Annotated in this window: 11 protein-coding genes; 8 read left to right on the top strand and 3 right to left on the bottom strand. The window is 34.7% G+C overall.

What is annotated here, in order from left to right; translation table 11 throughout:
- Positions 1-124 precede the first annotated feature (124 nt).
- Positions 125-1,399, bottom strand: coding sequence for a serine hydroxymethyltransferase (gene glyA, locus NBT05_RS13745; protein WP_265770432.1), 1,275 nt, complete (start codon positions 1,397-1,399; stop codon positions 125-127).
- Between the two features lie 233 nt (positions 1,400-1,632).
- Here glyA and fahA point away from each other — a divergent pair, with 233 nt between their 5' ends.
- The 4 genes from fahA to NBT05_RS13725 all read left to right on the top strand — a co-directional run bounded on the left by fahA (position 1,633) and on the right by NBT05_RS13725 (position 5,169).
- Entirely contained in the window at positions 1,633-2,913 is a 1,281-nt protein-coding gene (fahA, locus tag NBT05_RS13740; RefSeq protein ID WP_265770431.1) for a fumarylacetoacetase, read from the top strand.
- A gap of 327 nt (positions 2,914-3,240) precedes the next feature.
- Positions 3,241-3,546: an antibiotic biosynthesis monooxygenase family protein gene (locus NBT05_RS13735; RefSeq protein WP_265770430.1), complete on the top strand. Its 306-nt coding sequence runs from the start codon at positions 3,241-3,243 to the stop codon at positions 3,544-3,546.
- A gap of 34 nt (positions 3,547-3,580) precedes the next feature.
- Positions 3,581-4,498: an ABC transporter permease gene (locus NBT05_RS13730; protein WP_265770429.1), complete on the top strand. Its 918-nt coding sequence runs from the start codon at positions 3,581-3,583 to the stop codon at positions 4,496-4,498.
- A complete protein-coding gene (locus tag NBT05_RS13725) occupies positions 4,495-5,169 on the top strand; it encodes an ATP-binding cassette domain-containing protein (RefSeq protein WP_265770428.1) in 675 nt (224 codons plus the stop codon). The genes NBT05_RS13730 and NBT05_RS13725 overlap by 4 nt, the downstream gene beginning before the upstream one ends.
- A gap of 101 nt (positions 5,170-5,270) precedes the next feature.
- Here the strand turns inward: NBT05_RS13725 and NBT05_RS13720 are convergent, their stop codons facing one another.
- Positions 5,271-7,193: a CocE/NonD family hydrolase gene (locus NBT05_RS13720; RefSeq protein ID WP_265770427.1), complete on the bottom strand. Its 1,923-nt coding sequence runs from the start codon at positions 7,191-7,193 to the stop codon at positions 5,271-5,273.
- A gap of 729 nt (positions 7,194-7,922) precedes the next feature.
- Between NBT05_RS13720 and NBT05_RS13715 the strand changes: the two genes are divergently transcribed.
- On the top strand, positions 7,923-8,984 hold the full coding sequence (locus NBT05_RS13715; protein WP_265770426.1) for a mechanosensitive ion channel family protein: 1,062 nt from the start codon (positions 7,923-7,925) through the stop codon (positions 8,982-8,984).
- A gap of 199 nt (positions 8,985-9,183) precedes the next feature.
- Here the strand turns inward: NBT05_RS13715 and NBT05_RS13710 are convergent, their stop codons facing one another.
- Positions 9,184-10,989: a glycoside hydrolase family 15 protein gene (locus NBT05_RS13710; protein WP_265770425.1), complete on the bottom strand. Its 1,806-nt coding sequence runs from the start codon at positions 10,987-10,989 to the stop codon at positions 9,184-9,186.
- Between the two features lie 95 nt (positions 10,990-11,084).
- Between NBT05_RS13710 and NBT05_RS13705 the strand changes: the two genes are divergently transcribed.
- The 3 genes from NBT05_RS13705 to NBT05_RS13695 are packed head-to-tail and all read left to right on the top strand — an operon-like array spanning position 11,085 to position 15,030.
- Positions 11,085-13,298 carry a bifunctional alpha,alpha-trehalose-phosphate synthase (UDP-forming)/trehalose-phosphatase gene (locus tag NBT05_RS13705; RefSeq protein WP_265770424.1) on the top strand — a complete coding sequence of 738 codons (2,214 nt, stop codon included), beginning with the start codon at positions 11,085-11,087 and terminating at the stop codon, positions 13,296-13,298.
- Positions 13,299-13,307: 9 nt separating this feature from the next.
- Positions 13,308-14,474: an MFS transporter gene (locus NBT05_RS13700; RefSeq protein WP_265770423.1), complete on the top strand. Its 1,167-nt coding sequence runs from the start codon at positions 13,308-13,310 to the stop codon at positions 14,472-14,474.
- A gap of 49 nt (positions 14,475-14,523) precedes the next feature.
- Positions 14,524-15,030, top strand: coding sequence for a hypothetical protein (locus NBT05_RS13695; protein WP_265770422.1), 507 nt, complete (start codon positions 14,524-14,526; stop codon positions 15,028-15,030).
- Positions 15,031-15,036 lie beyond the last annotated feature (6 nt).

Below are 15,036 nucleotides of genomic sequence, written 5' to 3'. Positions count from 1 at the left end.
AATCGGTTGACCATTCTCATATATTTCGCATCTATCTGTATTGATTATATAAAAAATGGTAAGGCTTTAAAACCTTACCACTTCGTTACTAACTTTTAATAGCATTAAAAAAGTTATCAATTCTTTACGCTACAAAAAGCGACATGTCTGACATCATCATATGTACTTTATCACCAACGGATTTTAAAATAGATTCGTCGTTAATATTTTGAATTACTTCATCAACAAATTCGACGATACGTTGCATATCATCTTCTTTTAACCCACGAGTAGTAATAGCCGCCGTTCCAATCCGAATTCCGGAAGTCACAAACGGGGATTTATCATCAAACGGCACCATGTTTTTATTAAGGGTAATATCTGCCTTACCTAAAGCTTCTTCGGCTTCTTTTCCGGATACATTTTTATTCCGTAAATCAATCAACATCATATGATTGTCTGTACCTCCGGAGATCACTTTATACCCTTTGTCCATAAATGCCTGTGCCATCACGGAAGCATTCTTTTTTACCTGAACCATATAGTGTAAAAACTCATCACTTAAAGCTTCTTTAAAAGCAATAGCTTTTGCTGCAATAATATGTTCCAACGGACCTCCCTGGTTACCCGGAAAAACGGCACTGTCTAAGAGAGAAGACATCATTCGTTTTTTACCGTTTTTTAAAGTGATTCCGAACGGGTTTTCAAAATCTTTACCCATAATCATTAAACCACCCCTAGGACCTCTTAGGGTTTTATGAGTAGTCGTAGTTACAATATGGCAATGCGGTACAGGATCACTTAATAAGCCTTTAGCAATTAATCCTGCAGGATGTGCAATATCAGCTAATAAAATAGCATTTACACTATCTGCAATTTCTCTAAATCTTTTATAATCAATTTCACGGGAATAAGCCGATGCTCCTGCAATAATTAGTTGTGGTTTTTCCTGAGTCGCGATTTCCTGAATTTTATCATAATCCAATCTTCCGGTACTTTCTTCAACTCCGTAAAAAACAGGATTATATAATTTACCTGAAAAGTTTACCGGGGAACCGTGGGTTAAGTGCCCTCCATGAGATAAATCAAAGCCCAGGATTTTATCACCTGGTTTTAAACAAGCATGGTATACCGCCGTATTCGCCTGCGAACCGGAATGTGGTTGCACATTAGCATACTCAGCTCCAAAAAGTTCTTTTGCCCTATCAATGGCTATTCTTTCTACAACATCAACTACTTCACAACCGCCGTAATATCGTTTACCCGGATATCCTTCGGCATATTTATTCGTAAGAACAGAACCAGCAGCTTCCATCACCTGTTCACTAACAAAATTTTCAGAAGCTATTAATTCTAAGCCGTTGATCTGCCTTTCTTTTTCTTCTTCAATCAACTCAAAAATCTTTTCGTCGCGTTGCATTGTTTTTTGTTTTAAAATAGGATACAAAAATAAGAACAATCTGGCATATTACGAATCGATTTTTATCCAAATGTAAATATTTTCTTAATAACGGATGGAGTACATAATTTTATATAACTTTCACATCTCAATAAGTAGTAGTTATAGGTAATATTCTATATTTGACTATAGCGTTGATTTACTTTAAAAGCTCGATTGACCCTAATTAAAATTATAAGTTTAAAAATATACTCATGCCCATAACCGCGAATAACCCCAATAGACAGACGTGGATTGCTACTTCTTCAAAAACCGATTTTCCTATCCAAAATATTCCTTTTGGGGTATTTCTTACCCGGGATGATATCATAACCATAGGAACCCGTATCGGAGATACAGCGATTGACCTGGGAGCATTACATCAATTGGGCTACTTTGAAGGGATTCCTTTAACAGATGATATTTTTTTACAAGATAGTTTAAATGACTTTATCTCTGATGGTAAAAAAACCTGGCGGTTGGTTCGAAACCGTATTGCCGAAATTTTTGATAAAGAAAACAAGGCGCTTCAAAATAATGAAGAACATAAAAAAATAGTGCTGTTTAAACTGGAAGAAATTGAAATGCAACTTCCGGTCACGGTAGGGGATTATACCGATTTTTACAGCAGTAAAGAACATGCTACCAATGTAGGAACTATGTTTAGGGATCCTGACAACGCCCTTTTACCTAACTGGCTACATATGCCGGTAGGGTACCACGGCCGTAGTAGTTCTATTATTCCGTCAGGCATACCAGTTCACCGTCCGCAAGGGCAAAAAATTATCGACGGAGCGGATAGTCCGATCTTTGGGCCATCGCGATTGGTTGATTTTGAACTGGAAATGGCATTTATTACTACCGATGCAAATCCGTTAGGAGAACCTATACCAGTAGATGAAGCAGAAGATTATATTTTTGGACTAGTATTGTTTAATGATTGGAGTGCCCGGGATATTCAAAAATGGGAATATGTTCCGCTTGGCCCCTTCTTAGGAAAAAGTTTTGCCTCTTCTATTTCACCGTGGATTATTACTTTGGATGCTTTGGAACCCTTTCGGGTAGCTGGGCCAAAACCGGAAAAAGAACAACTCCCCTACTTACAAACCGAAGGGGAACGAAGTTTTGACATTCACCTGGAGGTTGCTATTCAACCGGAAAAGGGAAAGCCAGTTAAAGTTTGTAAGAGTAACTTTAAATATATGTACTGGAATATGAGCCAACAACTGGCACATCATACCATTAACGGATGCCCGGTAAATTCGGGTGATATGATGGGTAGTGGTACGATTTCCGGACCTACTCCGGATTCTTACGGATCGATGTTGGAATTAAGTTGGAAAGGTAAAAATCCGGTACAACTATCTGATGGAGAAAACCGAAAATTTATTGAAGACAACGATACGGTAATTATGACGGGATATTGTAAAAATAAAGATGTTCGTATTGGTTTTGGAGAAGTATCTACAAAATTACTTCCGGTTTTTAAGAAGTAGAAATTTTCTTTAAAAAAGTTTACTTGCACTACTTACTAGTAAACAAGTGGTAAGAAAAATGTTATTTCCGTCTATAAATTTAGGATACTACTATTTATAAAAAATTTAGGTTCTAGTTTAAAATAGCGTAAATAATTCCAATTCACTTAGATCCCATCCCCTGCCCTTCCTGAAGGGAAAGTAGCTAAAAGTCCTTTCCTTTGGAAAGGGTTTGGAATATAGTAAATAGCTGTAAATAAAATAGTTAGTTCAATTTTGATACACCAACACTATTATAAACTAAAGCCATATTTTATTCATGTAACGGTCGAACACTAATAGTAGTCTATGATATTAGAACAAGCATTGCTTTACGTAAAAAAAGGAGAAGCCACCAATTTTGAAAAAGATTTTGCTACGGCTTCTCAATATATTTCTCATATTGAAGGGTATATACGCCATTCTTTACACAAATGTATGGAAGTCGAAAATAAATATCTTTTATTAGTGCATTGGAAGGATATTGAAAGCCATGAAGTAAATTTTAGAACTTCGGAAGAATATCAGCATTGGAAAAAGTTATTACATCATTATTATGAACCTTTTCCTATAGTAGAACATTATGAGATTATTTTTAAAAACGAAGGATCGTAACTAAAGAGTGGTTGCTTGTTTAGTTTTAATTTGTATGCTGTATCACTTTCAACTTCAGGCTACTTTGTTATTGCGAAGGCTTAAGCTTTTTGGTATTTCCCCATTACTGGGAATACCATTCATCGCCATCGTGTTTTTCTGTTTTTCAAATTGGATTTTTCTAAAATTAGTTGCTGCCCCCTATCTTTATCTTTTTATAGTACTCTTTTTAGTTACTAGTTTTTCTTCAAAAAAAAGAAATGACTTTTTACATAATTGTTATGGAAGGTCAACCCATAAGTTTATAAGAGTTATAGAAAATATCTTAATTAGCTTACCGGTAGCTTTTATCTTTCTCTTTCAGAAATTATGGATTTATTCAATTGTTTCTATAAGTATTGCTATAATTACCGGCTTGTTTTCTTTTCATATCGATAGAAATTTTACTATTCCAACGCCATTTTATAAACATCCTTTTGAATTTATCCTGGGCTTTAGAAAGACATATTTGGCGTACTTATTTGTGTATTTCCTTGGTTCGATTTCGGTTTATGTAGGTAATTTTAATCTTTGTATTTTTAGTATGTTGGTATTTTTCTTTACGGCTATTTCTTATTACAACCTTATCGAAGACCCATATATTGTATGGTCGTATGATACCACCCCCGAGGAATTTATACGGAAAAAATTAAAAATTGCTTTACAGTTTTCATTACTATCCTTACTTCCGCTTTTTGGATTCGTACTTGTATTCTTTTTTGAATCGCTGGACATTTTTCTTGCCGCATCATTTATTGGAATTACATATTTAGCAACCGCTATTTTATTAAAATATGCTTTTTTTCCTAATACAGACCAATTGCCGAGACAGCTTTTGTTTTTCGTAGTAATTATTTTTCCTCCGGCTTTACTTTTTACCATACCCTATTTTTATAAAAAATCAGTACAAAGTTTAAAATTTTATTTACGTTGATTACAATTTCAGGTTTATCTAAAAGTTATGGTTCGGTATTAATTTTAAACAATATTTCGTACACCTTTAATACAGGAAAAATCTATGGGATTATTGGTAAAAACGGAGCGGGAAAAACTACTTTATTTAATTGTATGACCGGGTTAGAAAGCTATACCGGATCGATAACTTTTAAAAATAATACAAAAAAGAATTTGGGTTACCTTGCGACCGAACCTTTTTTCTTTCCTAAACTTACCGGAAGAGAATATATTAGACTCTTAGTTCAGGCACGAAATATTAAAAACTTCACTATTGAAGATAATAATATTTTTGAACTTCCTCTGGATAGGTATGTTGATCAGTATTCTACCGGAATGAAAAAGAAATTAGCTCTTACAGCTATACTTGGCCAGGGCAACTCTTGTTATATTCTGGATGAACCTTTTAACGGGGTTGACCTTCAAAGCAATATGATCATTGAAGAATTACTCTTTAAATTAAAATCCTTGAATAAAACTATACTTATCAGTTCTCATATCTTATCTACCCTAACTAATTTCTGCGATGAACTTCTATTATTAGAAAACGGCATATTCTCTAAAAAAGTAACCCCAGAAAATTTTGTTCAATTTGAAGCCGACATAAAAATGGAAACTATTAAAAAGAACCTTGATAGGATGAAATTATAAAGATTTTTTCTCTTTTCTTCCATGTCCGTTTAGAAAATTCATTTGAACTCATTCCTGAAACTATTTCTCTTTATTTCATAGTTAATATCAGTTCCATATAACTAATTCTTAAATTCCCCCTTATCTGCCTGAAATAAAGCTGGTTCACAACAGTTTTGAGTACCACCTACTTCAACAGTAGAAGAACCGAAAACAGTAATGTTTGATTTTATAAAATCTTCTTCATTGGCCTTGTAAATATTATCTATATATTTTTGTGGGTTACGGTCAATATAGGGAAACCAGGTACTATGAATTTGTACCATAATACGATGTCCCTTTTTAAAAGTATGTAAAATATCCTGTAAACGAAAATTTACATCTTCGGGGTTACCGGGAACGAACGGTTTTGGTTTTTCAAAACTATTTCGAAACCTTCCTCTAAAAACCTCCGCACGGACCAATTGTTGATAACCGCCCATAATAATATTATCGGGATTGTGCTCAAAGTTCTTATGTTCGGGCGGATAGACATCAATAATTTTTACTATAAAATCAGTATCGGTAGTACTAATTGCAACTTTTAACTTAGCCATAATTTCACCAGCAAGCGTTCGGTCTGAAGTCAAGGATTCTGTCTCAAAAGTTAATACGTCTGGGCGACGAGAGGCTTCTCGCTGGTCATCAGACATATATCTTCTAGGGGTGAATGTTAAACCTTGAGTCTGGGAAGTATAAGGTACGGGCTTCTGAGGATCACTGGTATATTCAAATTTTAACTTTTTATCTATGGAACCATTAATACTAAGTTTACCATTATTACCAAAAACTAAAATTACGCTTTCAATATTTTCTGGAGGCCATTTATTAAATTTCTTCCATTCTTTTGACCCTGTGTCATACATATAGGCTTCTGGTAAAGAATTTGAATTTTCATTCTTTAAGTGTCTTGCAAAGAATTTTTGCTCTATTTCCTTGAGGAAAAAGGTAGCAATACTATCTCCAAAATATATATGATTATGAACCGTTTTTCCTTTTTCCCTTGCCCAGCCACCATGGTCAAATGGTCCCATTACAATAGTATTATCGGCTTTAGGACTAGTTACTTCTATAGTCTTATAAATGTTTAGCGGACCGTAGAGGTCTTCAGCATCAAACCATCCCCCAACTGTCATTACTGCTGGTTCAATATTAGTTAAGTGAGGTAAAATATTCCTTTTTTGCCAAAATTCATCATAGTTGGGATGTTCTGTTACTTGCTTCCAAAAGAAGTTATCATGATGATACTTTTTAGTAACATTTTTAAGAGGCCCCATTTTGAGAAAAAAGTCGTATGCATCAGGAGTCGGATTATCGTAAAATCGTTTAATTTTATCTGTATACCAGGTTTTACGGGTAAGACTATCTTTTTGATATCCAAAGACAGCAAAAGCTGCGGTATAACTTTGTAGATAAGCACCTTGATGATGGAAGTCGTCAAAGAAAAAATCTGCAATTGGAGCTTGAGGAGATACCGCTTTTAATGCTGGATGTGCATCAATCAAACCCGCAGCTGCATAATGTCCTGGATAAGATATCCCGTACATACCTACTTTATCATTAGAACCTTTTATGTTTTTTAACAACCAGTCAATAGTATCATAAGTATCTGAACTTTCGTCAATATCATTCTTATTCTTAGGATTATTCCCAGCAATGTTTGGTCGCATATTATCAAAAGTACCATCAGACATATACCGTCCCCGAACATCTTGAAATACCAGGATATAGCCATCTTTAACTATATATTTTGAAGGATATCCATTATATTGATAATTCGTATATTTAGACGCATTGTAACAAGTGCGATTTATCAAAATAGGATATTTTTTAGAAGTGTCTTTGGGTGTATAAATCACAGTAAAAAGTTCGGCTCCATCACGCATAGGAATACGATATTCTTTTAGATCGTAATTCTTTTTTAATAATAAAGAATCCTGTTGCTGACCGTAGAAGCATGATACTATAAAAAATAAAAAAAGTAAATTAAAAAAATAGAGTCGCATAGTGTTCTGATTTGATGGGTTCAATATAATCAATCTCTCGTTTCTAGTAAAAAAGAACTTTTCAAAATTCAGCATTCTAATTTAATACCTCTAACTATTCCGTTTTAAAGTCAATTTTCCACTATTGTTCACTCGCTATTATTTTATTACTATTTTTTAAGGCTAAATTTAACTTTATTAATCTTGTGAGCTATCCCTTAAACTGAACTATAATTAATTTAGTTGTTGAACAATATAATATTGCTAAGACCATTTTTAATCCAAATTACTTTCGTTCCATTTACTATCTTCTGAATTGAGAACTTAATAAAGACTTACGAACTATAATAAAACTCATAATTATTTTCTTGCATTCTTTCTAAACTCTTATCAATAGAAACCATTCCAATACGGATCTATTGCGGAAAGTTCCGGTCTAAGTATGAGAAACTGACCTAGTAAATAAACAAAACCCTATTAAAATTTATAAAAGCCGTAATTACAAGGGATCATAAATTAATTCGCTCCAAAAAACGGTCATAGGTTGTCCTTTAAACCATGTTTTGATTATATAATTGAATAATATGGTCAGGTTTATTCTACACTTTTAGAAAGAACTAGATTAGATTATTATAAGATACATAAATTTGTATTTCAGTACACCTTATTCCGTTTAATATGGGTATTTTACTCTTTGTTTTTATCGACAATAACTAATACCATTTCTTTACCACCCCTTAAAATTATAAAATGAACTTTAACCTATTCGGAACTATCAACCAACTCTTTCTTCGGCAACTCCTTATCGGATTTGGAATTTTAATTGCATCGTATATTGCTTTGCACTTGATTTTAAAAGCGGTTGGTAGGGATTCACGATTTTTAATACCTCCGCATTTCGCTACCCGAATAAAACTTCCGTTATTCCTTTTACTAGCAGCCGTTACTACTAAGTTACTTCCGGTAGAAGAATACGTAACCGAAGAATTGACTGCTACCACCAATGGTATTGCTACGATTCTACTTATCATTGCTATTACCTGGATTATTATAGCAGTATTAAAAGTAATTAAACAACGTATTGTAGCTAGTTATGATATCAATGCTTCCAACAATTTACGGGCACGAAAAATTTATACGCAGTTCAATATCCTGGAACGCATTGCCATTTTTATCATTATAGTCTTTGCAATCGGCATTGGTCTAATGAGTTTTGAAAGCATCCGAAGTATTGGTGTAAGTATGCTAACTTCCGCTGGGGTGGCAGGGATCATTATTGGTTTTTCTGCTCAGAAAGCCCTGGGTACTCTACTTGCCGGTATCCAGATTGCATTTACCCAACCCATACGCCTAGACGATGTAGTTATTGTAGAAGGAGAATGGGGTACTATTGAAGAAATTACCCTGACGTACGTAGTTATCAAAATTTGGGATAAGCGTAGGTTAATCGTACCTACTACCTATTTTATCGAAAAACCCTTTCAAAACTGGACTCGCGAAACTTCAGAAATTCTGGGAACCGTATTTATTTTTACGGATTATAAAATGAATGTAGAAGCTTTGCGTACAGAACTGACTCGGGTGTTACATGCGACAGAATTATGGGACAAACAAGTCAATGTATTACAAGTGACTGACGTAAAACCCGAAGGTATCGAAATTCGGGCACTAATGAGTGCAAAAGACTCCCCTACTGCTTGGGATTTACGAGTACATGTCCGGGAACAACTGGTTCGTTTTATACAGGAAAATTATCCGGAAAGTATACCACGCTCTCGAATTTTATTAAAGAAATCGGAAGCAACTACTTAATAATTTGCCCCTAATAATTAATTTTAAACTTCGGCATTTTAAATAACTCAAATTACTTTAAGTTTAAAGCCTAATTTAGATATCCTCGATCAAGTCAAGGACCCGCTATTTTTCTTCACTTCATTACATGAAATTACTCAATCTGACGGCTTTAAATCAAATAGCATTCATCATAAAATTATAACGCTACCTTTCGATATTATTCATGAATAGATTCCATAATCCGGTCTTCTTCGGTAATGCCCCCACAAAAGTTAACTGCAGTTTCAATTAAAGCCAAATGCGAATAAGCTTGTGGAAAATTACCTAACAATCGTTTGGACTTAAAGTCTATATCTTCACTAAACAAGCCCAGATGGTTGCTATAAGATAATAATTGGTCAAACAAACGCTTGGCCTCTTTACGTTCTCCTATTTTATACAAACTATTAATAAACCAGAAACTACAAATTGTAAAAGACGAAGAGGGTAAGCCAAAATCATCTTTGTTTTTATAACGATACAACAAGCCATCATTACATAACTCCTTTTCAGTAGCCTTGACAGTACTGATAAAACGTGGGTCTCGAGCTTTAATAAAACCATAGGATTCCATCAATAAAGTAGAAGCATCTAGGTCAGCGGAACCGTACGATTGGGTATATGCCTGTATTTCTTCGTTCCAGGACTTGGTATAAATATCTTGGTAAATACGATCCCGTAACTGAATCCAACGTTCGTTTTTATTGGTTTTATCAATTAATTCCCCAATTTTTATAGCTCGGTCTACGGCAACCCAACATAAAAGTTTAGAAAAGGTAAAGTGCCGTTCTTCTGTTCTAAACTCCCAGATACCTTTATCTGGTTTTTCCCAGTTAACATTAACAATATGTACAATACTTTTACAAATAGTCCAGAGTCCTTCACTATTATCTACATCCGTATCAAACTTCACAAATTGCTGATAAATAACGTCCATCAAAATACCATAAATATCATGTTGTTTTTGGTGATATGCCGCATTCCCTATCCGTACCGGGCTAGATCCTTTATACCCACTTAAGTGATCCAGAGTTTTTTCCGTAAGCTTCGTTTCACCGTTGATACCATACATAATTTGGATCTTTTGATCCTTATCTGGTATAATATCTATGATAAATTGTAAAAACCGTTTTGCCAAATTTTTGTGACCCAGGTTCGAAATTACTTTAATCACCATTGACGCATCTCTAATCCAGCAAAACCGGTAATCCCAGTTACGTACTTCTCCAATGGTTTCCGGTAACGAAGTGGTAGCAGCAGCTAGAACAGCTCCTGACTTCTCGTAGCTTAACAATTTTAAGACTAGAGCACTTCGTAAAATCTGATCGTTATAAAAGTTATAAGAGGTGGTATTTTCACTCCAGTTTAACCAGTAGACCCGGGTACGTTGCATTTTTAAATACGAACGTTCCAGGGATTGTTTTAATATTTTTTCATGATAACTGACTACAAAATAGGCATGTTCGGTAAGTGTAAATTCTTCGGATGCTAATACTTTTTCTCGATCCAGATCAGTGTATAGATATAAAGTATCATATTTGTCGTCATACGTAATACTCTTGATATAATCGCTTTCGATTTTATGTTCGGTAGCTGCAATTGCATATTCTAGTTTTGGATCGTATTTTACCCTAAATTTAGGCGTACCGGAAATTAGTTTAATATACCGGATAATATCTGCCGGGGCATAAAAGGTACCGTCAGCATTCTTATAGCGGGGCATAAAATCAATAGCTTCAAAAATGTGATCACCATCAGCAAATTCTGTAACTAGAATATTTGTACTGGGAATGTATTTCTGTGAAATCTTATAAGTATCTTTTACTAAAATCTCAAAGCTTCCCCCTATTTTTTCATCCAGAATTTTTGCAAAAACAGAATCCGAATCAAAATTAGGAAGACACCCCCAATCGATAGAACCGTACTTAGAAATAAGCGCAGCACTTCTACAATTCCCAATGATTCCGTAATCTAAATTATCCATAAATTATAATTTTCCTTTAAATAGCCGTGGCTTTAATTTCTTTTTGCGAAATTTAGCAAAATTCAAATATAACCACCAACAATCTTTCTTACTTTATGAGTAAAACTATCATTATTTCAAATCGATTACCCTTACAACTAAAAATTGATAATGATTCTATAGAAGCTACGCCCAGCGTAGGAGGATTAGCTACAGGTATGAAATCCGTTCATTCCGATAGTGACGGGATTTGGATAGGCTGGAGCGGACTGACAGAAGATTGCCTGACACCTCAATTGCATAAGAAAGTAAACCAGACACTTAAAGAGCATCAGTGCTCCGGAGTGGCACTATCACAAGAGGAATTGGATGGCTACTACTTCGGATTTAGTAATGATACCCTGTGGCCATTATTTCATTATTTTATGGAATATACGCGGTTTGAAAGAGATACCTGGGAGATGTATCAGAAGGTCAACCAAAAGTTTGCCGATAAAGTTATCGAAACTTATAAAGACGGAGATACCATCTGGGTACATGATTATCAATTATTACTGGTTCCACAATTAGTACGCAACCAGATTCCGGAAGCTACCATCGGATTCTTTTTACATATCCCATTTCCTTCTTATGAAGTATTCCGTACGATTCCTTATCGTAAAGAACTTCTGGAAGGTTTATTAGGATCCAATTTAATTGGATTTCATACCTATGATTATGAACGTCATTTTTTAAGCGCAACCCAGCGTATTTTAGGACATGAGATTAATTTTAACACCGTTCAGTTAGAGAACCGGAATGTCGTGGTAGATTCTTTTCCTATGGGAATTGATTACCAAAAATTTCATAAAGCTGCCATCTCTCATGATAAAAAGGATAAAAAGAACAAAAGTGAAGTTCAACAGGAAATTGATAAACATTTAAAGGAAGGTAGTAAAGCCAAATTAATTCTATCTATTGACCGTCTGGATTATACCAAGGGTATTGCCAATCGTCTGCGTGCCTTTGAATATTTTTTAGAGAAATATCCGCAATTTAAAGGAAAAGCGCGTTTGGTGATGTTGGCCGTTCCTTCCCGATCAGACGTTCCGCAATACCAATTATTAAAAAATGAAATTGATCAATTAGTAGGAAGAATTAACGGAAGGTTTGCCGAGGTCAGTTGGACACCTATCTGGTATTTCTATCGATCCATGCCTTTTGAAAACCTGATTGACCTCTATACTTCGAGTGAAGTTGCTTTGCTTACCCCTATCCGGGATGGTATGAACCTGGTGGCTAAAGAATATGTGGCAGCAAGAGTAGATAAAAAAGGGGTTTTAATTTTAAGTGAAATGACAGGAGCATCTAAAGAAATGAGCGAAGCTTTAATTATTAACCCTAATAACTTTGAAGAGATTGCAGATACTATAAAATATGCACTGGAAATGCCGGTAGAAGAGCAGATAAAACGAAATAGTGCCATGCAAAAACGATTGCAACGCTATGATGTAGAACGTTGGGCTTCGGATTTTATGGAAGCGCTGGAATTAACGCAACAGCATGAAAAGCAAATTGCGCTTAAAAAGTTAAATACCACCATTAAAAACCATATGTTTTCGGACTTTAAAAAGGCGAAGCAACGTATTTTATTTTTGGATTATGACGGTACGCTAGCCCCATTTCAAAAAATTCCGGAACATGCCAAACCTACCGAAGAATTATATACCATTCTGGATGCTATCTATGAATTACCTGATACTAAACTTATTATAATCACAGGTAGAGATAAAGACACCTTTAATAAATGGTTTGGTCATAAACCCTATACTTTAATTACAGAACATGGAGCCTGGTTACGCGAAACCGGGAAAGACTGGGAATTAATGGAAGCCGTAGGTAATAAATGGTTTGAGGTTATTGCACCTATTTTAGAAACTTTTACAGACCGGACTCCCGGTTCTATTATCGAAGAAAAAAATTATTCGCTAGCCTGGCATTATCGTAATGTTGACCCGGATTTGGCTAGAAAACGCGCGGTAGAAGTAAAAACAACCATACAACATTTGATTGCAAATCATAACCTCGAAATTATGGACGGTGATAAAGTATTGGAAATAAAAGCCGGGGGCGTCAATAAAGGTAAATCAGCTACTAAAATGTTAATGAATACCGACTATGAATTTATTTTTGCCATAGGTGACGACTGGACGGATGAATTTATGTTTAAAGAACTTCCGGAAAGTACATATACTATCAAAGTTGGTTTTAAAAAAACGAAAGCAAAATATTATGTAGAAGGAACTAAAGAAGTACACCAGTTGTTAAAGGATTTTGCTTCGGCACTTTAAGTAAGGCTTGTGAAATCTTTTGTTTTACCACTTATTGTCGTAGCTCAGTTTCTATGCACTTCACTATGGTTTGTAGGGAATGTGGTAATTAGTGATGTCCTAACGGGGAACGATATTAATAGTAGCCAGGTAGGATATGCGCTGGTTAGCGTTCAAATCGGATTTATTATGGGCACGTTTTTGTTTGCCTTATATGCCATTAACGATCGTTTTTCTTCCTCTAAAGTTTTTATGGTAGCCGCTTTGTTCGGTGCTTTAGCTAACCTGGTTTTGGTTGTGCCGGGAATTTCATTTATCAGTGTACTTTTTGTTCGTTTTATAACCGGTTTTTGTTTGGCTGGTATCTATCCGGTAGGCATGAAGATTGCTTCCGATTACTACCAAAAAGGATTAGGAAAGGCTTTAGGCTTGTTAGTAGGTGCTTTGGTATTAGGTACCGCCTTCCCACATTTGGTAAGTTACCTATCCATAAGCGGAAGTTATCAGACTATTGTATACGTAACCTCCGGGTTGGCACTTGTTGGGGGCGGACTTATTGGTTTTGGCGTACCGGACGGACCTTTTGCACAAAGATCTCTTAACTTTAGTACAAAGCAAATCTCTCAAATCTTTAAAAAACCTGATTTCCGAAAAGCTGCTTTTGGGTATTTCGGACATATGTGGGAGCTGTATGCATTTTGGGGATTCGTACCGGTCTTACTTTTAAGTTATAATAATTACAACGGAACAAATCTATCCGTTGCTCTATGGTCGTTTGTAGCTATTGCTATCGGTGCTTTATCTTGTAGTATAGGTGGTTTTCTTTCCTTAAGTTTTGGAAGTAAAAAAATTGCATTTATAAGCCTGTTAGGTTCCGGAATATGTTGTTTACTGGTACCATTTTCCTTTTACCTGGCTCCTCCTCTATTTATTGTTTTTTTAGTGCTATGGGGACTTCTGGTAATTTCGGACTCCCCGCAATTTTCTACGTTAATTGCAAAAAGCGCACCAGTAGCCTTAAAAGGAACCGCTTTAACCATTGTCAATTGTATTGGATATACGGTAACCATTATCAGTATTCAGTTGGTACAATATCTTACTGAATATACATCCATTCAATATGCTTTATTAATTTTAGGAATTGGGGCGGTTTTTGGATTATTTTCTCTTTTTAGGTTAAAAAATGAGGTTGTTTAATTATACATTTTGTATAATTTTTAATACCTTTGATAGTATACAATCATTTATGAATGTTAAAGTATTTAATTGTAGAAGTAATTCAGAAGATGAAGCTAAAATACTTTTAATTACAAAAAACAAAAATAAGTTACCCTCCATAAGTTCAGGATGGAGGTTTAATTTTAATAAGCATTCAAAGAAAAAAGAACATAAAACTTACACGTTAACTACATTAATCAATCCTGATGTTGTTGAAGGATGTTTGATTATCAATACTAAAACGGATTTTCATGTGTATATGGCATTTGTTGAAGTAGCTCCACATAATAAAGGAAATAAAAGAATGTATGATAAAGTTGCTGGATGTTTAATTGCTTTTGCTTGTAGACAAAGTTTTATGAATGATAAAGAAGGATACGTAGCCTTTGATGTTATAGAAGAAAAAGTTGAGGATGAAATAAAACTTATGACCCTATACAGTCAAAAGTATAATGCCGTAAGATTGAAAAATACCACAACTATGATCATTTTACCAGAAGGAAGCGAAAAATTAATAACTGAATATCTAAATTAAATAGTT

It is taken from the genome of Aquimarina sp. ERC-38 (assembly GCF_026222555.1).
In the GTDB taxonomy this organism is placed as follows: Bacteria; Bacteroidota; Bacteroidia; order Flavobacteriales; family Flavobacteriaceae; genus Aquimarina.
This window is presented reverse-complemented; position numbering and strand designations above follow the sequence as displayed.

Excerpts from the sequence above, each read along its gene's own strand:
- glyA (WP_265770432.1), bottom strand. The coding sequence starts at position 1,399 with ATGCAACGCGACGAAAAGATTTTTGAGTTGATTGAAGAAGAAAAAGAA.
- fahA (WP_265770431.1), top strand. The coding sequence starts at position 1,633 with ATGCCCATAACCGCGAATAACCCCAATAGACAGACGTGGATTGCTACT.
- NBT05_RS13735 (WP_265770430.1), top strand. The coding sequence starts at position 3,241 with ATGATATTAGAACAAGCATTGCTTTACGTAAAAAAAGGAGAAGCCACC.
- NBT05_RS13730 (WP_265770429.1), top strand. The coding sequence starts at position 3,581 with ATGCTGTATCACTTTCAACTTCAGGCTACTTTGTTATTGCGAAGGCTT.
- NBT05_RS13720 (WP_265770427.1), bottom strand. The coding sequence starts at position 7,193 with ATGCGACTCTATTTTTTTAATTTACTTTTTTTATTTTTTATAGTATCA.
- NBT05_RS13715 (WP_265770426.1), top strand. The coding sequence starts at position 7,923 with ATGAACTTTAACCTATTCGGAACTATCAACCAACTCTTTCTTCGGCAA.
- NBT05_RS13710 (WP_265770425.1), bottom strand. The coding sequence starts at position 10,989 with ATGGATAATTTAGATTACGGAATCATTGGGAATTGTAGAAGTGCTGCG.
- NBT05_RS13705 (WP_265770424.1), top strand. The coding sequence starts at position 11,085 with ATGAGTAAAACTATCATTATTTCAAATCGATTACCCTTACAACTAAAA.
- NBT05_RS13695 (WP_265770422.1), top strand. The coding sequence starts at position 14,524 with ATGAATGTTAAAGTATTTAATTGTAGAAGTAATTCAGAAGATGAAGCT.